This window comes from Nocardia fusca NBRC 14340 (assembly GCF_001618425.1).
GTDB lineage: Bacteria > Actinomycetota > Actinomycetes > Mycobacteriales > Mycobacteriaceae > Nocardia > Nocardia fusca.
The window spans coordinates 20,911-42,191 of sequence record NZ_BDCU01000022.1; the positions used below are offsets into that span (position 1 = coordinate 20,911).

Genomic DNA, 21,281 nt, shown 5'->3' on the forward strand with positions numbered 1-21,281 from the left:
CGGAATCAGCGCGAACAAGAAAGTGAACGGGGCCTTGCCCCCAGGCTCACCGTATCAATTCGCCGGGGCTACGACTACGTGTCGTAACCGGCCTCGTGACAAATAAATGGTCACGTAACCCGGGTGTATCAAGAATGCCGGGCCGGCGCTGTCACCGGCCCGGAAGCATTCAGTTGAAGGAGTCGCCGCAGGCGCAGGAGCCGGTGGCGTTGGGGTTGTCGATGGTGAAGCCCTGCTTCTCGATCGTGTCGACGAAGTCGATCGCGGCGCCCTGGACGTACGGCGCGCTCATCCGGTCGACGGTCAGGGTGACGCCGCCGAATTCGGCGGTCAGATCGCCGTCGAGGGTGCGATCGTCGAAGAAGAGCTGGTAACGCAGACCCGCGCAGCCGCCCGGCTGCACCGCGATCCGCAGCGCGAGGTCGTCCCGGCCCTCCTGATCGAGCAGCGCCTTGGCCTTACCCGCGGCAGCATCGGTCAGCTGCACACCGTGGGTGGTGGTGGCGGTGTCGTTCTGCACACTCATGAACTCTCCTATGGACAGCGTGGTCGGTCCGTGAACAGCGCACGGTTCCGGGTGTCACAACACCCTCGGACGGGCTGCTATTCCCCATCTTGCCATCTCCGGGGCCCGAAGCCACACCGCCCGTGCCGCATCTGACGCCGCCTCCGGGTGAGCCGGGCCACGACCGGCGCGGCGGGTGATCGGCCACACCCCGGCTACCGCCCCGTTCACTGCCGGGAAGGGTGACCGATTAGCCTGGTTACCGTGAAGTTGTTCCGACGCGGTGAGCCCAGTGGTACCGACGTGCCCGCTGACGGCTCGCGGGCCGCGACCGCCACCGCGAGCGCCACCGAGGCCGATGCGGCCCCGGCCAAGGCCGCGCCCACGGCAGGCAAGGGCCGGCCCACCCCGAGTCGGCGCGAAGCCGAGGGCAGGCGCCGCGGCCCGGTCGCCCCGCCTCCCATGACATCGAAGGAAGCGCGCGCCCGGCGCAAGGAGACCCGCGGTTCCAAGGAGGACCGCAAGGCGGCCTCCGCCGAGCGTCGCGCCGCCGCCCAGGACCGTCGCGCCCGGATGCTGGCGGGTGAGGACAAGTACCTGCTGCCCCGCGATCAGGGCCCGGTGCGCGCGTTCGTCCGCGATATCGTCGACGGCCGCCGCAATCTGGTCGGCCTGTTCATGCCGATGGCGCTGCTGCTGATCCTGTCCATGTTCGCGGCTCCCGCGTGGCAGTCGATCGTCACGCTGGCCATGCTGGTCATGATGGTCTTCATGATCGCCGAGGGTTTCCTGCTCGGCCGGGTCGTCAACCGCCGGGTGCGGGAACGTTTCCCGAAATCCACCGATACCGGGTTCCGGCTCGGCTGGTACGCGTTCGTGCGCGCCTCCCAGATGCGCAAGATGCGCGCGCCCAAGCCGCGGGTCTCCCCCGGCGACGCGATCTGATCCACGGGTGCCCGAACCCGTCTCTCCTCCTGGACAGCGCACCCTCGTGCTCGGGGGTGCGCGCTCGGGTAAATCCGCGTTCGCCGAATCCCTCGTCGCCGGCGGCACGGTGCGCTACCTGGCCACCGCGATCCCCGACCCCGCGGATACCGATTTCGCCGCCCGGATCGCCGCGCACCGGGCCCGCCGTCCCGTGGAGTGGACGGTGATCGACGCCGCCGACCCGGCGGCCGAACTGCGCACCGCTCATCCCGGCGCCACTCTGGTCGACGATATCGGCACCTGGCTGACCGCCCGGCTCGACGCCCGCGCGGGCTGGGATGCCCCGCGTGGCACGATCGGCCCGGATACCGATGTTCTCGTCGACGCCGTCGCCGGCTATCGCGACCGGCTGGTGCTCGTCACCCCGGAGGTGGGACTGGGCGTGATCCCCGCGACCCGGTCGGGGCGGTTGTTCCGCGACGAGATCGGCACCTTGAATCAGCGGCTCGCCCAGGTCTGCGACGAAGCCTTTCTCGTGGTCGCCGGGCTGCCCCTGCGCCTGAAATGAGCCCCGGGCGGTCGGGCATCACCCACCCTCTCGCGGCCGTCCGGCCCGGGCGCCGCTCCCTTGTCGGAGTGCGCTGCTTGAATCGTGCGGTGCAGACCATGCCGCGCGCCGAAATCTGGGCAGCGATCCATCGCGAACGAGCCGCCCTGGCCGACGAACTCACCTGCCTGACCCCACAGCAATGGTCGGCTCCCTCCCTGTGCGGCCGGTGGTCGGTGCAGGAGGTCGTCGCTCATCTCACCGCGGCCGCGAGCACCGGGCGGCTGCGCTGGATCCGCAGCATGCTCGGCGCACGCTTCGACGCCGACCTGCACAATCAGCGCCGTATGCGGGAACATCTGGGCACCGGCCCGGCCGAGACACTCGAGCGGTTCCGCGCGACGGTGACGAACACCACGGCACCATCCGGGCACACTCCGGCGTGGCTCGGTGAGGTCGTCGTGCACGGCAGCGATATCCGGTACCCGCTCGGACTGGCCGGAACCCCCGCACTGTCCGCGGTGACCGAGGTCGCCCGTTTCTTCGCCGCGCGCGATTTCACGGTCTCCGGCCGCACCGCCACCGCGGGCCTGCACCTGCAGGCCACCGACGGGCCGTTCGACACCGGCACCGGACCCTCGGTGCGGGGCAGCACGCTCGCCCTGGTCATGGCGATGGCCGGGCGCGCCGAGTACTGCGCCGAACTCAGCGGTCCGGGGGTGGCCACCCTGCGCGAACGGATCGGCGGCTGACCCTCGCCGCGTACCCGGGACCGCCGGCCCCGGCCCCGGGCAGGTGACGGTCGGCCGGGTACCTCACGACCGGCGCCGCGCACCGGGCAATATTGTCCGGGAGGTGGACACGCCCGCCGAGACAGATCCCGGCGCGGTGCCGCCGCGACAGCACCCGATCGGAAGGCTCGAACAGTGACAGAGGGATTCGCACCCGTCGCCCCGCCGGATGCCGGTGCCCGCGCGGCCGCCGAGCAACGGCAGGCGTCGCTGACCAAACCGCCGGGGTCGCTGGGGCGGCTGGAAGAACTGGGCAACTGGGTGGCGTCCTGTCAGGGTGTCTGCCCGCCGAAACAGTTCGAGCAGGCGCGGGTGGTGGTGTTCGCCGGTGACCACGGGGTGGCGCGGCACGGCGTCTCGGCGTTTCCCAGCGAGGTCACGGCGCAGATGGTCGCCAACTTCCGGGCGGGCGGGGCCGCGGTGAACGCTTTGGCCGGGATCGCCGGTGCCACCGTGCGGGTGGTGGATATCGCGGTGGACTCCGACACCGATCCCACGGTGAGTACCCACAAGGTGCGCCGGTCCAGCGGCGCGATCGACCGCGCGGACGCGCTCACCGCCGATGAGGTCGCCGCCGCGCTCGCCGCCGGCGCGACCATCGCCGACGAGGAGATCGACGCCGGGGCCGACCTGCTGATCGCCGGGGATATGGGCATCGGTAACACCACCCCCGCGACCGCGCTCATCGCCACCCTCACCGGTATCGAACCGGTGCGGGCGGTCGGCCGGGGCACGGGTATCGACGATCACGGGTGGATGCGCAAGGTGGCCGCCGTCCGCGACGCCATGTGGCGGGCCCGTCCCGTCGCCCGGGACAGTGTCGAATTGCTACGGGTCGCCGGTGGCGCCGATATCGCCGCCATGACCGGCTTCCTGGCCCGCGCCGCCGCCCGGCGGACCCCGGTCCTGCTCGACGGGCTCATCGTCACCGCGGCCGCGCTGATCGCCGAGGATCTGGCGGCGGGCGCGGTGCACTGGTGGGTGGCCGCCCACCAGTCCACCGAGCCCGCGCACGCCGAAGCGCTGAGCAAACTGAAACTCACCCCGGTACTGGATCTGGACATGCGGCTCGGTGAGGGGTCCGGCGCGCTCACCGCGCTACCCGTCCTGCGCGCCGCTGTCGCCGTGCTCGCGGAGATGGCGACCTTCGCCGACGCCGGAGTCAGTACCGCGGACGCCGAACCGGCCACCGTCGACCTGCAGAAATGACCGCCGCGACGAGCCGAGCGCGATGCTGACCCCGCTGCGTCTCACCTTCTCCTGGCTCACGGTGCTGCCGGTGCGCGGGCCCGGCGAAGTGGACCGCCGTGCGGCGGGCCGGGCCATCGCGCTGGCACCGGTCGCCGGAATCGGGCTCGGGCTGGTCGCGGCGGCGCTGCTGTGGGTGCTGGCGCCCGCGGGGGTCGCCGCCGGATTCGTCGCGGTCGCGGCCCTGGCACTGCTGACCCGGGGTATGCATCTGGACGGGCTGGCCGACACGTTCGACGGTCTCGGGGTCTACGGACCGCCCGAACGCGCGCGCGAGGTGATGAAGAGCGGGGGCGCCGGGCCGTTCGGGGTGGCCGCGATCGTGCTGGCCGCCGGCGTCCAGGCGGGCGCGTTCACCACACTGGCGGCCACCGGTCATTGGGCGGCGGTCGTCGCGGCGGTGGGTTTGGGCCGCGTCGCGGTGGTCGCCGCCTGCCGCCGCGGGATCGACCCGGCGCCCGGCGCCTGGTTCGGCGCGATGGTCGCCGGAACCCAGCCCCGTTCCGCGATTCTCGGCTGGGCCGCCGCGGGAACGGCGGCGGCGGTCTTCGCGATACCGGAACTGCCATGGGCCGGGCCGCTGGTCGCGCTGGTCGCGCTGGCCGCCACGATCCATCTGGTGAGCCACGCCGTCCGCCGGATCGGTGGGCTCTCGGGTGATCTCCTCGGCACGGCGGTGGAACTCACCACCGCACTGGCGGCCCTGGGTTTCGCGCTGGCCGCGAACTCTGTCTGAGCCACCGGAACTCCGTCCGGCCCACAAAGCCCGGTCCCGTCCGATGCCGCCAGGCCTCAATAGTGCGAACGCAGCGTCTCACCGGTCCACCCCGCCCCATAGGGTGGGGGTATGTCAGCCGAGCGCTTCTACTTCCGTCAACTCCTGGCCGGCCGTGATTTCGCCGTCGGGGATCCGATCGCCACGCAGATGCGCAATTTCGCCTATCTGGTCGGTGACCGGGACACCGGTGACTGTGTCGTCGTCGATCCCGCCTACGCGGCCGGCGATCTGGCCGATATCGCCGAGAACGACGGACTGAAACTGTCCGGGGTACTGGTCACCCACCACCACCCGGACCATATCGGCGGCACCATGATGGGGTTCACCCTGCGCGGAGTGCGGGAACTGCTCGAGCAGGCCACGGTTCCGGTGCACGTGAACGATCAGGAGAAGACCTGGGTCGCCGATGTCACCGGTATCGCCCCCAGCGAGCTCACCGGCCACGGACACGGCGACAAGCTGAGCGTCGGCGCCTTCGACATCGAGTTCTTACACACCCCGGGTCACACCCCGGGCAGCCAGTGCTTCCTGGTCGACGACAAACTGATCGCCGGCGACACCCTGTTCATCGACGGCTGCGGGCGTACCGATTTCCCCGGCGGCGACTCCGACACCATGTTCCGCAGCCTGCGCTACCTGGCGGATATGCCGATCAATCCGGAGGTCTACCCGGGGCACTGGTACTCCCAGGACCCGCACGCCTCCCTGGACTCGATCCGCGACAACAACTATGTGCTGCGGCCGCGGACGCTCGGCGAATGGCACGCCCTCATGCCGGGCTGAGCGGCGAAGACCCCGGGCACCGGGCCCCGCGCTCGGTACCCGGGCGAGCTGCGGCTCCGGCGGACGGTCAGAGCACCCGCATCCACTGGTGCACATCGGCGAAGGTACCGCGCTGGATACCGGTGAGCGTGTCGCGCAGCGCCATGGTCACCTCACCCGGTTCACCTCCGCCGATGGTGAATTCACCGTCGGGTCCGAACACGGAACCGACCGGGGTGATCACGGCCGCGGTACCGCAGGCGAAAACCTCGGTGATCTCGCCGGATTCCGCACCGGCCCGCCAGTCCTCGACGGAGATCTTGCGCTCGGTCACCGGATAGCCGGAATCCGCCGCCAGGGTCAGCAGTGAATCCCGGGTGATACCCGGCAGCAGCGACCCGGACAGTTCCGGGGTGACCAGCCGCGCATCCGATCCGGAGCCGTAGACGAAGAACAGGTTGTTGGTGCCCATCTCCTCGACATAGCGGCGTTCGACCGCGTCCAGCCACACCACCTGATCGCAGCCCTTGGCGCCGGCCTCGGCCTGCGCCAGCAGCGAGGCCGCATAGTTACCGGCCACCTTGGCCTCACCGGTGCCGCCGGGCGCGGCCCGGACGTACTCCGTCGACAGCCACACCCGCACCGGTTTCACACCGCGCGGGAAGTAGGCGCCGGCCGGGGAGCCGAGCAGCAGGTATTTGTACGCGGAGGCAGGCTTGACGCCCAGCCCGGCTTCGGTGGCGAACATGAACGGCCGCAGATAGAGCGACTCCTCGCCGCCCGCGGCGGGCACCCACTCCGCGTCGACGTCGAGCAGCTGGCGCACCGATTCGATGAACAGCTCCTCGGGGAGTTCGGCCATCGCCATCCGGCGTGCGGACCGGCGGAACCGGGCCGCGTTGGCGTCGATCCGGAAACAGGCCACCTGCCCGTCCGGCTGGCGGTAGGCCTTGAGCCCTTCGAAGATCGCCTGGCCGTAGTGGAACACCATGGTGGCGGGATCCAGGGTCAGGGCGCCGTAGGGTTCCACGACCGCATTGGTCCAGCCGTCGGCCTCGGTGTAATCGATGGTGACCATATGGTCGGTGAAATAGCGGCCGAAACCGGGGGCCGACAGAATCTCCTGTACCCGCTGCGCCGGGGTGGGCGCAGGATGAGGGATACGGGTGAACTGTGCAGCAGCGGTCATGACCAGCAGTCTATGTCCTGGGTCCGCGCCGAATCCGCGGTGGTCGGTCTCGCGCGCCGGGCCGGTCCGCACCGGCCGCGCCACAGCCGGTCACAGTGCCGGCCCGACCGTCTCAGCTGGTGTGCGCTTCGACGAACGGAGGCCGCACCACCGTGCAGCGCAGCGACCGGCCGCGGACGTCCACCGCGACCTCGGTGCCGACCTGCACCGTCGGATCCAGCAGCGCCAGCGCGATCCCGGCCTGCTTGGTCGGCGAGAAGGTGCCGGAGGTGGTCACCCCGACCTTCGCGCCGTCCAGCAGCACGTCCTGGTTCTCCCGCGGGATCCCGCGGTCGAGTGCTTCCAGGCCGAGCAGGGTGCGGCGCGGGCCGGCCGCCCGTTCCGCTTCCAGCGCGGCCTTGCCCCAGAAATCCGGTTTGGCCCAGCCCACCGCCCACGACGCGCGCGCCTGCACCGGCGTGATCTCGGGGGACAGTTCGTGCCCGTGCAGCGGATAGCCCATCTCGGTACGCAGGGTGTCGCGGGCGCCGAGCCCGGCGACCTGACCGCCGGCCGTCCGCACCTGCTCCACCAGGGCCCGGAACAGTGCCTCGGCGCCGTCCCAGCGCGGCAGCAGTTCGTAACCGTGTTCACCGGTGTAGCCGGTCCGGCACACGCGCACCGGCTGCCCGGACCAGTCCGCGTCGGCGAATGCCATATAGGACAGGTCCACCGGGAGTCCCAGCGCGGTGAGCACCTCCGCCGACCGCGGGCCCTGGACGGCGAAGACACCGTAGGCGCGGTGTTCCCCCGTCACCGTGATCGCCGGCGGCGCGGCCGCCGCCAATTTCTGCACCACCGCGGCGGTATTGGCCGCGTTCGGCACCAGGAAGATCTCGTCGTCGCGCACGAAATAGGCGATCAGATCGTCGACCACGCCACCGTCGGAGTTGCAGCACAGCGTGTACTGCGCCCGGCCCGGTCCGATCCGCCCCAGATCATTGGTCAGCGCCGAGTTCACGAATTCGGCGGCCCCCGCCCCGCGCACGGTCGCCTTCCCGAGATGACTCACGTCGAACAGTCCCACCGACTCCCGCACCGCGGTGTGCTCGGCCACCGTGCCCGCATACGAGACCGGCATCTCCCAGCCGCCGAACGGGGCGAATTTCGCCCCGAGTCCGACATGTACTCCGTGGACAGGGCCCTGCTGCAGCTCGGCGTCACTCACCGGGCGAGCTTAGCCCGGCCCCGGCCGGGACCGGGCTCCCACCGAGCCGGATTCGGTCGGCGGCAGCCGCGCCGGGACCGGCGGGTCAGGCCTCGAACCACATGGGGATCAGCGTGGGCCCCTCCTCCGGCAGCGTGTGCGTTTCGCCGGTGCGGACGAAACCCTGCCGGGTGTAGAGCCGCGCGGAACGTTCGGTGCTGGCCTCCAGATACGCCGGGAGCCCCGCGGCGCTGAACTGCCGGGTCCGTTCGGTGAGGATGGCCGCGCCCGCACCCCGGCCCCGGTACTCCGGCACCGTGATGATCAGCTCCAGGTAGCTGTGCGGGAACCTGCGCGGATGCTCACGGGCCAGGAATTCGGTCACATAGGCCGAGCGCTGCAACGGACGCAGTTCCGGCGCCCGGTCCGCATGCCCCCGCGCGGTGGCGGCATCGGCGATCAGCCGGTCGGCCGAGGTGAGCTGCTGCCAGAACGAGATCGCCCAGATCTCGTCGTCGCCACCGGCCACCCAGACCTCGTCGTCCCGCAGGCCCCGGTCGATGATCAGCGGAACCCACTCGTCGAGGAACTGATCCATCGGATGATCGCGCATGATCCACTCGGTGACCGCCTCGTCGACGGTCGCCTGTCGAAACGCCTTCGTCAGCGGTTCGAGATCACTCGTTCCGGCGCGCCGCACGGTCAATTCTGTTGCCATACCGCCTCCTGTGAATGGTGTTACCAACAGCGAACGTATGTCCTCCATCTGCGGAAAACCACTATTTCGTCACGATTTTTCGTGTGATGGAATAGCGCTGTGACAGCGTGTGCGATATGCGGTGGAGTCCTGCGGCAACCGGACCGCGGCCGTCGGCGGCAGTACTGTTCCCGCTCCTGTCAGGCCCGCGCCTACCGGGCCCGGCGCCGGGCACCCGCCGCGCCGCCGCGGCCGCGGCCCCAGCGGTTGTCCAAACTCGTGATCGCCCACGCGGCGGTCGCCCTGGCCGACCGCGCGGGCACCGACGGCCTGACCATGCGCCGGCTGGCCGGCGAGCTGGGGGTGGCCACCGCCGCGCTGTACCGGTACTTCGACGACCGGGCGCAACTACTCGTCGCGATGACCGATCTCGTGCTCGCCGAAACCCCGCCCCCGCCGCCGCATCTGGTCGACCGGCGGGCCCGGATCAGGTACGAGGCGCAGCAGGAATGGCAGATCTACCGGCGGCATCCGTGGATCCTCACGGTGCTGGCGCGGATCCGCCCGCCACTGGGCCTTTCCCTGTTCGACACTCTGGAACGGACGCTGAGCGCGCTCGACGCACCGGACATGTCCAGGACACAGCTGATCTCGACGTATCTGAGTTACTCGGCGCTGGTGCAGGGACTCGCCCTGGTGTGGACCGCCGAACGGTCGGACCGGATCGGTGGCCCGGAAGCGGCCGCCGAAGTACCGGCCGAGGTGGCCGCACTCGTCGACCCGGTCACGCGCCCGGCCCTGTACAAGGCGTTCGGCCCCACCGGGCCCCCGCCCGACCTCGATTTCGACGAACTGCTCACCGACGCGGTGGACATGCTGCTCGACGGCGTCGCGGTACGCCGTGCGGGGTCCACCGAATAGCCTGGGGCCATGACCGCAGTCGCAGATCGTCCGCTCGGACCGGAATTGGCACGTACCCAGACCATCGAACCCGGCACCGATGTCCTCGTCGTCGGCCTGGCCACCACCGACGACGGTCCCGTCCTCGTCCCCGGGGACCTCTTCGGCGATGTGCTCGACACCGACGTGCGCACCCGGTTGCTCGACCAGCTGACCGCGGTCGGCGCCACGGGCAAGGCCGAACAGCTGGTCCGGGTTCCGGCTCCCGCCGGTTTGGACGACGTCGCCAGTGTGCTGGCCGTCGGGCTCGGCGGCGCGGCGGATATCGACGCCGAGCAGATCCGCCGTAGCGCCGGGGTGGCCGCCCGCTCCCTGACCGGGGTCGCGCGCGCGGTCACCACCCTGTCCGGCCTGGATATCGGCGCCGCCGTGGAGGGTTTCTACCTCGGCGCCTATTCCTTCACCGAGTTCCGCTCCGCGAAATCCGCGCCGAAGCCGGAGGCCGCGTCACTGGCCCGCGTCGAACTGCTCGTCCCGGAACCCGAATTCGGCGGCGACGCGCTGCTGCGCGCCGAGCTCAGCGCCGAAGCCGTGGCGACCGCCCGTGATTTCGTCAACACCCCGCCGAGCCATCTGTACCCGGCCGAATTCGCCCGCCGTACCGCCTTGCTGGCCGAAGGCGCCGGCCTCGAGGTCGAGGTACTCGACGAGAAAGCCCTGGAAGACGGCGGTTACGGCGGAGTGCTGGGGGTCGGCAAGGGTTCGTCGCGTCCGCCGCGCCTGGTCCGGCTCACCTATCGGGGCGGCGAGAAGAAGGTTGCGCTGGTCGGTAAGGGCATCACCTTCGACACCGGCGGTATCTCCATCAAACCGGCCGCGAACATGGAGAACATGACCTCGGATATGGCCGGCGCGGCCGCGGTCGTGGCGACCACGCTGCTCGCTGCGCGGCTGAGTCTGCCGGTCACCGTGATCGCCACCGTCCCGATGGCGGAGAACATGCCGTCGAGTACCGCCCAGCGGCCCGGTGATGTGCTCACCCAGTACGGCGGCACCACCATCGAGGTCACCAATACCGATGCCGAGGGCCGGCTCATCCTGGCCGACGCCATGGTCCGCGCCGGTGAGGACGACCCGGACTACCTCATCGATGTCGCCACTCTCACCGGTGCCCAGATGGTGGCGCTGGGCACCCGCACCCCGGGTGTGATGGGTACCGACGAATTCCGCGACCGGGTGGCCCGGATCTCACAGGGTGTCGGTGAACACGGCTGGCCGATGCCGCTGCCCGAGGAGTTGCGCGCCGATCTGGACTCCAAGGTCGCCGATATGGTCAACGCGACGTCGCATCGGTGGGGCGGCATGCTCGTCGCGGGCACGTACCTGAAGGAGTTCGTGCCCGAGGGCGTGGAATGGGCCCATATCGATATCGCGGGCCCGGCCTACAACACCGGTGGGCCCTTCGGCTACATCGGCAAAGGCGGCACCGGTGTCCCGGTCCGCACCCTCATCGCGGTGCTGGAGGACATCGCCGCCGAATAGCGGCCCGCGGTTTGCCGGGCGGCCGTCCGGTCGCCCCAGCAACCGGAACGGGGTGGGGCGTCGCGCCGCCGAGTCGCGGCGGCGCGACCCCGGCGATTTCCGCCGGCGGATCGGCGGTGCTGCATGCGCGACGGTGTGCCGCCCGGCGGCCGGGCTCACCGGCCCTGTTCGCGCCGGTTACCCACGATCGGCGTCGGCAGCCGAACCGGCCGCGAGATCCGGCAGGACGCGCTGTTCCGGGCGGCTCCGGACATGCGGGCCGGTGCGGTGGCACGCCTGCCGGGTGCCTGCCCGGCAGGCGTTCACGGCTCGCCGAGTTCGCGCTCGGTGGCACGTCTGCGCTCGATCCGCCTGCGCGCGTCGTAATCGCGCATACGCTGCGGATATCCGGTCCGCTCGACGTCGTACACCGGGATCGACAGATCCCGCGCGAGGCGGCGGGCGCCGCCTTCGCCGACGACCCGCCGGGTCCATTCACCATCTGCGGCAACCAACACCACCGTGACATCCGTCACAGTGGTCTTCGGTTCGACGAAGCCCTCGACCCCGCCATGCGTGCGGACCCACTCGCGCAGGTAGCGGGTCTCCGCGCCCCGACCTCCGGAAACTCCGCTGCGCCCGGCCGTGACACGACGAAAACGGTCCAGCAAACCCATTGCCCCCGACCTCCTGCCGACCACCCGAATCCCGCCGCATCCGGCGGTGATTCCATGGTGCCAGCTACCAAAATTGGATGCCCTCCGGTAAACGCGTCGCGCGGCGAATGCAAGGATGGTGGACGGAACAACAACCACACGGATCTCCGGCGCCGCGCAGAATGAACGCCGGCTGGAACACCGCCGCGACCCGCGACAGGATCCACCGGAACGAACTGTTGTAGACCCGTCGAGCAGTTAGAGGAGTCAACGGACATGGCCTTCTCCGTCCAGATGCCCGCTCTTGGTGAGAGCGTCACCGAGGGAACGGTGACACGGTGGCTGAAGCAGGAAGGAGACACGGTCGAGGTCGACGAGCCGCTGCTCGAGGTCTCCACCGACAAGGTCGACACCGAGATCCCGTCCCCCGCGGCGGGTGTGTTGACGAAGATCGTCGCCAATGAGGACGACGTCGTCGAGGTGGGTGGCGAACTGGGTGTCATCGGTGACGCCGGCGAGGCCGCCGAGCCCGCCCCGGCTCCCGAACCGGCCGCCGCCGAACCCGCGTCCGCTCCCGCCGAGCAGACCCAGCAGGCCTCCACCGCACCGGAACCGGAGCCCGCCCAGGCCCAGGCGCCCGCCGCCGCCTCCGCCGCCGCCGGTACCTCGGTGAAGATGCCGGAGCTCGGCGAATCGGTCACCGAGGGCACCGTGACCCGGTGGCTGAAGGCGATCGGCGACGAGGTCGCGGTCGACGAGCCGCTGCTCGAGGTCTCCACCGACAAGGTCGACACCGAGATCCCGTCCCCCGTTGCGGGCACCCTGCTGGAGATCACCGCGCAGGAAGACGACGTGGTCGAGGTCGGCGGTCAGCTCGGTGTGATCGGCTCCGGCGCTCCCGCGAGCGGTTCGGCCCCCGCCCCCGCCCCTGCCCCTGCCCCCGAGCCCGAACCGGCTCCCGCGCCCGCTCCGGAACCGGCTCCCGCGCCGGCCCCGGAACCGGCACCGGCGCCTGCCCCCGCGCCCGCGGCTGCCGCTCCGGCCCCCGCCGCCCAGGCTCCCGCGCCGGCTGCCTCCGGTAACGGCGCCACCCCGTACGTCACCCCGCTGGTCCGCAAACTGGCCGAGGAGAACGGCGTCGACCTGGCGTCGGTCACCGGTTCCGGTGTCGGCGGCCGGATCCGCAAGCAGGACGTGCTCGCCGCCGCCGAGGCCAAGCAGGCTCCGGCCGCCGCGGCTCCGGCGGCCGCCGCTCCCGCCGCCGCGGCACCGGCCAAGGCGGCCGCCGCCCCCAGCCCCGCGCTGGCGGCCCTGCGCGGAACCACCAAGAAGGCCAACCGGATCCGCCAGATCACCGCGACCAAGACCCTGGAGTCGCTGCAGACCACCGCGCAGCTCACCCAGGTACACGAGGCCGACGTCACCAAGATCGCCGCGTTGCGCAAGCAGGCCAAGGCCGAATTCGCCAAGCGCGAGGGCGTGAACCTGACCTTCCTGCCGTTCTTCGCCAAAGCCGTGGTGGAGGCGCTCGGGGTGCACCCGAACGTCAATGCCAGCTACGACGCGAACAGCAAGGAGATCACCTACCACGCGTCGGTGCACCTGGGTATCGCGGTGGACACCGAACAGGGTCTGCTCTCCCCGGTGATCCACAACGCCAGCGACCTGTCGCTGGCCGGTCTGGCCCGGGCCATCGCCGATATCGCCAACCGGGCCCGCACCGGCGGGCTGAAGCCGGACGAGCTGGCCGGTGGCACCTTCACCATCACCAATATCGGCAGCCAGGGCGCCCTGTTCGACACCCCGATCCTGGTCCCGCCTCAGGCGGCGATGCTGGGCACGGGTGCCATCGTGAAGCGCCCGACCGTGGTCACCGACGAGTCCGGTAGCGAGTTCATCGGCGTCCGCTCGATGTGCTACCTGCCGCTGACCTACGATCACCGCCTCGTCGACGGTGCGGATGCCGGCCGGTTCCTCACGACCATCCGGCACCGCCTGGAAGAGGCGGCGTTCGAGGCCGATCTCGGCCTGTAAGGGGCGACGACGATGTCGGTTGTGGTGGCCGGTTCGTCCGGACTGATCGGAACCGCGCTCGTCGCGGCGTTGCGCCGCGACGGAGAGCAGGTGATCCGGCTGGTCCGGCGACCGGCCGCCGCGCCCGACGAGCGTCGCTGGGATCCCGCACAGGGGGAGCTCGATCCGCGGATCCTGGACGGCGTCGACGCGGTGGTGAACCTGTGCGGGGCCGGTATCGGCGGCAAACGCTGGACCGGCGCGTACAAACAACTGCTCCGCGACAGCCGGATCACCCCGACCGATGTCCTCGCGACGGCGGTGGCGCGGGCCGGCGTCCCGACACTGGTCAATGCCAGCGGAGTCCACTACTACGGGGACACCGGTGTGCGCGCGGTGGACGAGAGCGGCCCCCTGGGAACCGGTTTCCTGCCCACGCTGTGTCACGACTGGGAAGCCGCGACCCACGCCGCCACCGAGGCCGGGACCCGCACGGTGCTGCTCCGCAGCGCGGTCGTACTCACCGGCGCCGGTGGCATGCTGCCGCAACTGCGCACACTGTTCCTGCTGGGTCTGGGCGGCCGGCTGGGCAGCGGACGCCAGTATCAGCCGTGGATCTCGCTCGACGACGAGATCGGCGCGATCCGGCATGCGCTCACCAACGGATCGGTACGCGGTCCGCTCAATGCCGTGGGTCCCGCTCCGGTCACCAATGCCGCCTTCACCCGCGCGCTCGGTAAGGCCCTGAATCGGCCGACACCGCTGTTCGTCCCGGGTATCGCGCTGCGCCTGGTGATCGGCGAGTTCGCGGAGGAAGCGATCCTGCACAGTCCGCGGGCCCTGCCGCGGGTGCTCGAGGAAACCGGGTACGAGTTCCGCCATGCCACCGTCGGTGCGGCACTGGCCGCCGCGGTGGGCCGATGACCGCCGGCGCCACCTCGGTCCGGGAGGCACGGACCGAGGATCTTCCCGCGATCCTGGAGATCCACAACCGCGCCATCGCCGAGACCACGGCCATCTGGGACGACGAACCCGTGGCACTCGACGAGCGCATCGCCTGGTTCCGCAACCGCACCGAACACGGCCGTCCCGTACTGGTCGCCGAGGTCGGCGGCGAACTCGCCGGGTACGCCAGTTACGGGCCGTGGCGGCCCAAATCCGGCTATCGCCACACCGTGGAGAATTCGGTCTATATCGCCGACCGGTTCCAGCGACGCGGGATCGGTGCCACCCTGCTGGCCGAGCTGATCGCCCGCGCCGAGAAGGCCGGTGATATCCACGCCATGGTCGCGGCCATCGAATCGAGCAATACCGGTTCGATCGCCCTGCACGAACGATTCGGTTTCCGTACGGTGGGCGTACTTCCGGAGGTCGGCCGCAAGTTCGGCCGCTGGATGGATCTGACGCTGATGCAGCTCACCCTGGAGATGAGCGTAACGTCATGAAGGTGAACAACACCCGCACCGCAACCCGGTCGGCTCGCCACGACAGCACCCCCGTCGACGTGCGCGAACTGGGTCTCATCGACTATCAGCAGGCGTGGGATCTGCAGCGTGAACTCGCCGCCCTCCGGGCGGACGGCGCCGGCACCGACACGTTGCTCCTGCTCGAACACCCCTCCGTCTACACCGCGGGCCGCCGTACCGAGGAGGCCGATCGGCCCACCGACGGCAGCCCCGTGATCGATGTGGACCGGGGCGGCAAGATCACCTGGCACGGTCCGGGACAGCTGGTCGGCTACCCCATCATCCGGCTCGCCGAACCGATCGATGTGGTCGACTACGTCCGGCGCCTCGAACAGGCCCTGATCCGGACCGTCACCGATCTCGGCGTCGAATGTGGACGGGTCCCCGGCCGCTCCGGCGTCTGGTTGCCCGCGTCCGGGTTGCTGCCCGAGCGCAAGATCGCCTCGATCGGGATCCGGGTGCAGCGCGGGGTCACCCTGCACGGCATCTCGCTGAACTGCAATGCCGATCTCGGCGCGTTCGGCGCCATCGTCGCCTGCGGGATCCGTGATGTCGGTTCGACCAGCCTGAGCCAGGAACTCGGCCGCGAGGTCACCGTCGCCGAGGTCACACCGCGTATCGCCGAGATCATTCCGGCCGCACTCGACGGTGATATCCCGGTCACCGAGCACGATATCCCGCGGGCCGCCACCCCGGCCGTCGCGGACCCCGCCGCCGCCACCGCGGCACGCGATCCGAAAGGTGCCACCGCATGACCTCCGCCCAAGCCCCCGCCGGCCGCAAACTGCTGCGCATCGAGGCCCGCAACGCCGAGACCCCGATCGAGCGCAAACCCGGCTGGATCCGCACCCGCGCCACCATGGGCCCGGAATACACCGAGCTCAAGGGCCTGGTGAAACGCGAGGGCCTGCACACGGTCTGCGAGGAAGCGGGCTGCCCCAATATCTTCGAATGCTGGGAGGACCGCGAGGCCACCTTCCTCATCGGCGGCGAACAGTGCACCCGGCGTTGCGACTTCTGCCAGATCGACACCGGCAAGCCTTCGCCGCTGGACCGTGACGAACCCCGCCGGGTCGCCGAGAGCGTCCAGGCCATGGGCTTGCGTTACTCCACCATCACCGGCGTCGCCCGCGACGACCTCGAGGACGGCGGCGCCTGGCTCTACGCCGAAACGGTGCGCGCCATCAAGAAACTCAACCCGGCCACCGGCGTCGAATTGCTCATCCCCGATTTCAACGCGAAACCGGATCAGCTCGCCGAGGTCTTCTCCTCCCGCCCGGAGGTCCTGGCCCACAACCTGGAGACCGTGCCCCGGGTGTTCAAGCGGATCCGCCCCGCCTTCCGCTACGAACGGTCCCTCGAGGTACTCACCGCGGCCCGCGCCGACGGCCTGGTCACCAAGTCCAATCTGATCCTCGGTATGGGCGAAACCCCCGACGAGGTCACCCAGGCCATGCGCGACCTGCACGAGGCGGGCTGCGACATCCTGACCATCACCCAGTACCTGCGCCCCTCGCCGCGCCACCACCCGGTGGACCGCTGGGTGAAACCCGAGGAGTTCGTGGAACATTCGAAGGTCGCCGAGGAGATCGGTTTCGCCGGAGTGATGGCCGGGCCGCTGGTCCGCTCCTCCTACCGCGCGGGCCGGTTGTACGCCCAGGCCATGGCCCACCACGGCCGCCCCATCCCGGAAGCCATGGCGCATCTCGCCGCCGAGGGCACCGCGACCCAGGAGGCCAGCGCCGTGCTGGAACGGTTCGGGTCCCGGGTCTGAGAATCCCGCTCCGATTCGCCGGTACCGCCGGCGGATCGGAGCCCGCTCCGCGAACTGCCCTACCCACGATGGAGAGTCCGGGCCCGGCTCGCCGGATCGGGCCGTGATCTCTCGTGGAACCGGCGAGTCCGCCCGGGCCGACGAGGCACCGACAGGACGAAGCGCCTCCGCCGCACACGCCCCCGGGTCCGGATGGTCATGATGGCCATTTTCGCTCATACCCTGCAGCGCATCACCACCGTCCCTCGACACTCGGTCGAGAAACCGAACCGGGAACACCGCATGCAGTACAATGAAGGCATTGAAGTCAATGACGCTGTTGACGGCAAGCGAAGGCGGGTGAGCATCTATGGCGAGACTGACAGTCCGGGATCTTCCCGATGACGTGCGTGAGGCGCTCCGCGTCCGAGCGGCCCAGCACGGACGCAGCACCGAAGCCGAGGTCCGGGCGATCCTCATCGAAACCGTCTCACCCACACCGCAGGTCGGCCTCGGCACTCTGCTGAGCGATATCGGCAAGGAAATCGAACTCACCGATGACGAGGTCGACGCACTCGCCCTCCGAGACCGCCGACCTACCGACCCGCTGGAGTTCGGGTGATCATCCTCGACACCAATGTCATCTCCGAACCGTTACGCAAAGCACCCGAGGCCGGAGTGGTCGAGTGGATCGACGCGCAGCCCCTTCACACCTTGTACCTGTCGGCTGTCACCGTGGCCGAGCTGCGTTTCGGGATTGCCGCCATGCCCGCGGGACGCCGCAGAGACCTCCTGAAAACCAGATTCGAGACTCGTGTATTGCCGTTGTTCACAGGCCGTGTGCTCGCCTTCGATCTAGCCGCTTCAGCCGCTTACGCCGAGGTCATGGCCGCCGCCCGCGCGGCCGGGAAGGCGATTGCCACCGCCGACGGCCTGATCGCGGCTACAGCCGAGGCCGTGAGCATGTCCGTGGCCACCCGGGATACAGCTCCCTTCCGAGCCGCTGGAGTGCGCGTAATCGACCCATGGGGGTAGTCACGCTCCGCACGACAGCACGGCCCCCGCGACGATCGACGAGAAGATCGGTTCCACCAGGGCAGTCGGCTCGCCCCCGGCCGCCAGATTCACAGCCCACTCCGGTGAGAAACGGGGTTCCGGTAGAACTCGCCGAAAAAACAACGGATATGGTGTAGTCCCTGGTCAGGGATGGGTGCGGCGTTGAAGGTTCCCGCTGGCTACTGGTTGTCTGGACGCTGGAGGACTTGGGCCTGAAGGCGGTCGCGGAGGTCGGATTCCTCGGGCGTGAGCGGGTCGCCGGGGCGGCGGATGCGGGCCGGATCGCCATGCCATTGTGGACCCGCGAAACGCCACCATCGGTTTGTCCGCGAGCATCTGGGCGGGAGGTACGAGGCCGCGAATGCCACCTCAGCGACCTAGGGTTATCGTCCAGCTATTTAACTGGCGTGTAATGGGCCATCCACGTGTCGGTAAGTGTGGCACGACTATCGGGCCACCTTGTATACCTCATTACCACCCCACTGGACCGAACAACGCTTCCTTCTTGAAGAAGTTCCTGCCAAAAACTCAGTTGAACCCCACCCGGCAGCGATATTGACATGGTCGTCTTGAAATAGGACGCCAAATCGAATCCAGAAAAATCCGGAAGATTAAGCTCTCTTACATACTGGATGGCGTTGATCTCGGCGGCCACCCTAGCCTGTTCGGCCTGTTCGAATTCAGGATCGAAAACCGGGGAATACCCGCCGCCCTTGAATCCGACCATGCTGCCAGCGGTCGATACTGCTGACCGGCGTTGAAGACGATCAGCAAGGGCAATTGTCTCCGGATGAAACTTCAGAATGCCCCCGCCATTGAGATCCAGCAAGGGGTTTGGAACGAACTCGGGCTCTCCAAAGACATTCTTCTTTCGCGGTACCATAACACTGGATTTCTCTAACTGCATACCAGTGTGCGAAGCTACCAAAATTTCCATTACGCGGCCGTCGTCTGCATAGTGCTTCTCTCGGATATCAATATCGAATCCATCTTGCCAGGGAGTTCCGGTAGGTCGGATCCAGAGAACCACATTCGGTCTCGCTGACGATGAGGATGGGTAATCGGCCCAGCTCCCGCTCATCTGTTTAGGATCGATCGAATCGAGTTCGAGATGGCGCTTGTCGACCTTCGGCGTACTACCAAAGGGCGGGTAGGGGACGGTGCGCACGACTTCGTAGCGGACACGCCCTGAGAAAGTTCCACAACTGGTTCCTGGCCTTAACCCAGATTGAGGAAACGACAGTGAGTACTTCTCACTGTAGAAATAGCCTTGAGGCGTAGGGGCGGTCGCGTTGTACGGGAGCTTGTCCAACGAGTCGGGAGAGATGCTCACATCCTCGTCATATACGAGACCCACACAATTCGGCGGATCCTTGAATATATCTTCGACGACCTTGTCCAGCCCAAAACCGGTAAGACCGAAGAATACGGCTAGGGCAATTTCCGCCCCTTTAGTTGCGCCATGAACAAGTGCTCCCGCGGCGACCTCGGCTCCGATTATTGTCAGCTGGGCAACCAGTCGCTCAACCTCTTTGTCTTCCAAGTTTCGAACATTGTTGAGAAGTACCCTCACCCGAAGGTCGCCGTCTTGCTCCGGAACAGGCACATCGAAGTTCCAAGGTGATCCATCCCCAGTTGTACGCGATCGGATGTCTATAGTCTGACCTGGACCACAGTATCCAATGTCGCCTGATTTTGAAGCTAGGATAATTCGTTCGTAACCCTCAGGTCCTATTACAATATGTTCTATATTCACTGTCATGAGAAGGCGGTCCCAATAGGGTCGCTGCATTCCACAGGACGCGACGTTGACGGATTCGATTGCGAAGCTGTAGTTCGACACAGATCCTCCCACGGGTTTCGCTCTTCATGGCTCTACCTCGGTTTGCTGTGATTCGCGCTCCGGCCGGTGCGGCATAGCGACCATTGGTGCAGCTGCCAACCAGCGGTTTGACATCTGCGTGACCGGTTCCCACTTGAATGCCGACATCGAGCCTCCTCGGAGGAACTGAATACCTTGCAGCTCGCCAGTGACAGCAGATAGACAAGACCGTTCGGTTCCAGTCTGATCATCCTCGCATGCAGGGACGGTGTCACGGGTGATTTGCGTACCTAACAGCAATTCAGCGGCAACCGTCGCCGCCAAGTCTCGGGCGACAGCGCCGCCACTGTGAACTGGTCTGTCCGGCTCGATCCGGCCGACGCCGAGAGCTGGGACGATCTCCTGCACGCTCTCCGTCGCGAGACCGGCCGGCGCACGCTCACCAAAGCCACGCTCTTCCGGGCCCTGATCGACACTGCCGAGGACGCCGCCGCGCGGCGCCGGCTTATCGAGATCCTCACCGCCTGAGTACTGCCGCGCGGGCTCCGCCCGCTTGCCACCGGAGGCGCTGTTCCCGGTACGCCGTCGATAGTCGGTGTCACCGGTCATGATGGTGCGTATGGACCGCACACAGCCGTTCCGGTTCGGGCCCGGCTCCTACCCGTGCCAGAATCCGCGGTGCCACATCGCCTACCACCCGATCCCGACGTGCCCCTACCAGCTGCCCGAGCCGTCCCGTCCGGTCAACCCGCGCGCCCTCGATGGCCGGCGCCGGATAGAGCAGTTGGAACGGGAAGGGCGTCTGCCGCATGTGGAGCCGTTCCCGATGTGGTGGATCTACCTGATACCACCGGCGCTCGTGGTCCTGCTCCTGCTCATGCTGTTCTGACCCGCTCCGCTCAGGGCTTCCGGTCCTCGTTCTGGGTCAGCGCGTGGGCGGGGCACCACTGGCGGGTTTCGACGTAGCCGCCGCGGTTGCCGGTCGGGATGGCCATATGCACGTATCCGATCCACCCGCCGGTCACGGACCTGGCCCAGGCATAGAGCAGGCCGGGCACGGTGGCGGTGGTGTCCAGGCCGGCGGTCTTGGTGCGCATCGAGATGGCGTCGCGGCGGAAACCTGGCTCGGGTGCGAGGACGACGTTCAGATCCACCAGGACCGGGGTCGGCGGGTCCAGGACACGCCGCAGGGGCGCGGAGAACTCGTCGTTCCAGGATTCGAACATACTTGCGAGTAAACTCCTGTCCGTGATCGAAGTCGGCGACCAGGTCCGTATCGGTGAGTCCGGTGCGTTGATCTTCGTGGTGCACGAGGTCGATCCCGACGAGGGCCGGGCGGTTATCGAGTCGGTAGACGACTCCGCCGCTGGTCGGTACCCCTTTTCCATGCCGCTGGGCGCCCTGGTCCGGGTGGACTCCACCGGCTGACGGCGTCTCTACGACTGGCCGGTGTCGGAGGGGCGT

The 21,281-nt window shown here is 68.7% G+C and carries 25 protein-coding genes; 18 read left to right on the forward strand and 7 right to left on the reverse strand.

Features of this window, described 5'->3' with window-relative positions:
• Positions 1 to 169: 169 nt before the first annotated feature.
• The gene (locus tag NF4_RS12840) at positions 170 to 526 is read right to left on the reverse strand and encodes a HesB/IscA family protein (RefSeq protein WP_030523898.1); all 357 of its coding nucleotides are present in this window, start codon (positions 524 to 526) and stop codon (positions 170 to 172) included.
• 243 nt (positions 527 to 769) lie between these two features.
• On the opposite strand from NF4_RS12840, the gene NF4_RS12845 reads away from it, so the two are divergent.
• The 6 genes from NF4_RS12845 to NF4_RS12870 all read left to right on the forward strand — a co-directional run bounded on the left by NF4_RS12845 (position 770) and on the right by NF4_RS12870 (position 5,579).
• Positions 770 to 1,450, forward strand: a complete 681-nt coding sequence (locus NF4_RS12845; protein ID WP_063127582.1) for a DUF3043 domain-containing protein — start codon at positions 770 to 772, stop codon at positions 1,448 to 1,450.
• Positions 1,451 to 1,457: 7 nt separating this feature from the next.
• Positions 1,458 to 2,000 (forward strand): bifunctional adenosylcobinamide kinase/adenosylcobinamide-phosphate guanylyltransferase, encoded by a 543-nt coding sequence (locus NF4_RS12850; RefSeq protein ID WP_063127583.1) that lies wholly within the window; start codon positions 1,458 to 1,460, stop codon positions 1,998 to 2,000.
• A 98-nt stretch (positions 2,001 to 2,098) separates the two neighbouring features.
• Complete coding sequence (locus NF4_RS12855) at positions 2,099 to 2,731, forward strand: maleylpyruvate isomerase family mycothiol-dependent enzyme (RefSeq protein ID WP_063127797.1); 633 nt, start codon at positions 2,099 to 2,101, stop codon at positions 2,729 to 2,731.
• Positions 2,732 to 2,905: 174 nt separating this feature from the next.
• Positions 2,906 to 3,979 carry a nicotinate-nucleotide--dimethylbenzimidazole phosphoribosyltransferase gene (cobT, locus tag NF4_RS12860; RefSeq protein ID WP_063127584.1) on the forward strand — a complete coding sequence of 358 codons (1,074 nt, stop codon included), beginning with the start codon at positions 2,906 to 2,908 and terminating at the stop codon, positions 3,977 to 3,979.
• Between the two features lie 22 nt (positions 3,980 to 4,001).
• Positions 4,002 to 4,754: an adenosylcobinamide-GDP ribazoletransferase gene (locus tag NF4_RS12865; RefSeq protein ID WP_063127585.1), complete on the forward strand. Its 753-nt coding sequence runs from the start codon at positions 4,002 to 4,004 to the stop codon at positions 4,752 to 4,754.
• Positions 4,755 to 4,865: 111 nt separating this feature from the next.
• Entirely contained in the window at positions 4,866 to 5,579 is a 714-nt protein-coding gene (locus NF4_RS12870; protein WP_063127586.1) for an MBL fold metallo-hydrolase, read from the forward strand.
• Between the two features lie 67 nt (positions 5,580 to 5,646).
• Here NF4_RS12870 and NF4_RS12875 read toward each other — a convergent pair whose 3' ends face one another.
• The 3 genes from NF4_RS12875 to NF4_RS12885 all read right to left on the reverse strand — a co-directional run bounded on the left by NF4_RS12875 (position 5,647) and on the right by NF4_RS12885 (position 8,651).
• A complete protein-coding gene (locus tag NF4_RS12875) occupies positions 5,647 to 6,747 on the reverse strand; it encodes a branched-chain amino acid aminotransferase (protein WP_063127798.1) in 1,101 nt (366 codons plus the stop codon).
• A gap of 112 nt (positions 6,748 to 6,859) precedes the next feature.
• Positions 6,860 to 7,954, reverse strand: a complete 1,095-nt coding sequence (gene gcvT, locus NF4_RS12880; RefSeq protein WP_063127587.1) for a glycine cleavage system aminomethyltransferase GcvT — start codon at positions 7,952 to 7,954, stop codon at positions 6,860 to 6,862.
• An 85-nt stretch (positions 7,955 to 8,039) separates the two neighbouring features.
• Positions 8,040 to 8,651: a GNAT family N-acetyltransferase gene (locus tag NF4_RS12885; RefSeq protein WP_063127588.1), complete on the reverse strand. Its 612-nt coding sequence runs from the start codon at positions 8,649 to 8,651 to the stop codon at positions 8,040 to 8,042.
• A 99-nt stretch (positions 8,652 to 8,750) separates the two neighbouring features.
• Here NF4_RS12885 and NF4_RS12890 point away from each other — a divergent pair, with 99 nt between their 5' ends.
• Both NF4_RS12890 and NF4_RS12895 read left to right on the forward strand, forming a co-directional pair.
• A complete protein-coding gene (locus NF4_RS12890; RefSeq protein ID WP_063127589.1) occupies positions 8,751 to 9,551 on the forward strand; it encodes a TetR/AcrR family transcriptional regulator in 801 nt (266 codons plus the stop codon).
• 9 nt (positions 9,552 to 9,560) lie between these two features.
• Positions 9,561 to 11,072: a leucyl aminopeptidase gene (locus tag NF4_RS12895; RefSeq protein ID WP_063127590.1), complete on the forward strand. Its 1,512-nt coding sequence runs from the start codon at positions 9,561 to 9,563 to the stop codon at positions 11,070 to 11,072.
• A gap of 302 nt (positions 11,073 to 11,374) precedes the next feature.
• Here NF4_RS12895 and NF4_RS12900 read toward each other — a convergent pair whose 3' ends face one another.
• Positions 11,375 to 11,728 carry a hypothetical protein gene (locus tag NF4_RS12900; protein ID WP_063127591.1) on the reverse strand — a complete coding sequence of 118 codons (354 nt, stop codon included), beginning with the start codon at positions 11,726 to 11,728 and terminating at the stop codon, positions 11,375 to 11,377.
• Positions 11,729 to 11,983: 255 nt separating this feature from the next.
• On the opposite strand from NF4_RS12900, the gene sucB reads away from it, so the two are divergent.
• From sucB to NF4_RS12935, 7 genes are all read left to right on the forward strand, one after another.
• Positions 11,984 to 13,741, forward strand: a complete 1,758-nt coding sequence (gene sucB / locus NF4_RS12905) for a 2-oxoglutarate dehydrogenase, E2 component, dihydrolipoamide succinyltransferase (protein ID WP_063127592.1) — start codon at positions 11,984 to 11,986, stop codon at positions 13,739 to 13,741.
• 12 nt (positions 13,742 to 13,753) lie between these two features.
• On the forward strand, positions 13,754 to 14,644 hold the full coding sequence (locus NF4_RS12910) for a TIGR01777 family oxidoreductase (RefSeq protein ID WP_063127593.1): 891 nt from the start codon (positions 13,754 to 13,756) through the stop codon (positions 14,642 to 14,644).
• Positions 14,641 to 15,165 carry a GNAT family N-acetyltransferase gene (locus NF4_RS12915; RefSeq protein WP_063127594.1) on the forward strand — a complete coding sequence of 175 codons (525 nt, stop codon included), beginning with the start codon at positions 14,641 to 14,643 and terminating at the stop codon, positions 15,163 to 15,165. Before NF4_RS12910 ends, NF4_RS12915 begins: the two co-directional genes overlap by 4 nt.
• Positions 15,162 to 15,941 (forward strand): lipoyl(octanoyl) transferase LipB, encoded by a 780-nt coding sequence (gene lipB, locus NF4_RS12920; protein WP_063127595.1) that lies wholly within the window; start codon positions 15,162 to 15,164, stop codon positions 15,939 to 15,941. Before NF4_RS12915 ends, lipB begins: the two co-directional genes overlap by 4 nt.
• On the forward strand, positions 15,938 to 16,960 hold the full coding sequence (lipA, locus tag NF4_RS12925; RefSeq protein WP_030523915.1) for a lipoyl synthase: 1,023 nt from the start codon (positions 15,938 to 15,940) through the stop codon (positions 16,958 to 16,960). The genes lipB and lipA overlap by 4 nt, the downstream gene beginning before the upstream one ends.
• Positions 16,961 to 17,309: 349 nt before the next feature.
• Positions 17,310 to 17,561 (forward strand): FitA-like ribbon-helix-helix domain-containing protein, encoded by a 252-nt coding sequence (locus NF4_RS12930; RefSeq protein ID WP_063127596.1) that lies wholly within the window; start codon positions 17,310 to 17,312, stop codon positions 17,559 to 17,561.
• Positions 17,558 to 17,974: a type II toxin-antitoxin system VapC family toxin gene (locus NF4_RS12935; RefSeq protein ID WP_063127597.1), complete on the forward strand. Its 417-nt coding sequence runs from the start codon at positions 17,558 to 17,560 to the stop codon at positions 17,972 to 17,974. Before NF4_RS12930 ends, NF4_RS12935 begins: the two co-directional genes overlap by 4 nt.
• Before the next feature lie 415 nt (positions 17,975 to 18,389).
• Here NF4_RS12935 and NF4_RS37740 read toward each other — a convergent pair whose 3' ends face one another.
• Positions 18,390 to 19,838: a hypothetical protein gene (locus NF4_RS37740; protein WP_157120260.1), complete on the reverse strand. Its 1,449-nt coding sequence runs from the start codon at positions 19,836 to 19,838 to the stop codon at positions 18,390 to 18,392.
• 327 nt (positions 19,839 to 20,165) lie between these two features.
• Between NF4_RS37740 and NF4_RS12940 the strand changes: the two genes are divergently transcribed.
• Both NF4_RS12940 and NF4_RS12945 read left to right on the forward strand, forming a co-directional pair.
• Complete coding sequence (locus NF4_RS12940; protein WP_063127598.1) at positions 20,166 to 20,345, forward strand: hypothetical protein; 180 nt, start codon at positions 20,166 to 20,168, stop codon at positions 20,343 to 20,345.
• Positions 20,346 to 20,436: 91 nt separating this feature from the next.
• Entirely contained in the window at positions 20,437 to 20,706 is a 270-nt protein-coding gene (locus tag NF4_RS12945; RefSeq protein WP_157120262.1) for a hypothetical protein, read from the forward strand.
• Positions 20,707 to 20,716: 10 nt separating this feature from the next.
• Here the strand turns inward: NF4_RS12945 and NF4_RS12950 are convergent, their stop codons facing one another.
• Entirely contained in the window at positions 20,717 to 21,043 is a 327-nt protein-coding gene (locus NF4_RS12950) for a hypothetical protein (RefSeq protein WP_063127599.1), read from the reverse strand.
• Between the two features lie 22 nt (positions 21,044 to 21,065).
• On the opposite strand from NF4_RS12950, the gene NF4_RS12955 reads away from it, so the two are divergent.
• Positions 21,066 to 21,245, forward strand: a complete 180-nt coding sequence (locus NF4_RS12955) for a hypothetical protein (RefSeq protein ID WP_063127600.1) — start codon at positions 21,066 to 21,068, stop codon at positions 21,243 to 21,245.
• Positions 21,246 to 21,281 lie beyond the last annotated feature (36 nt).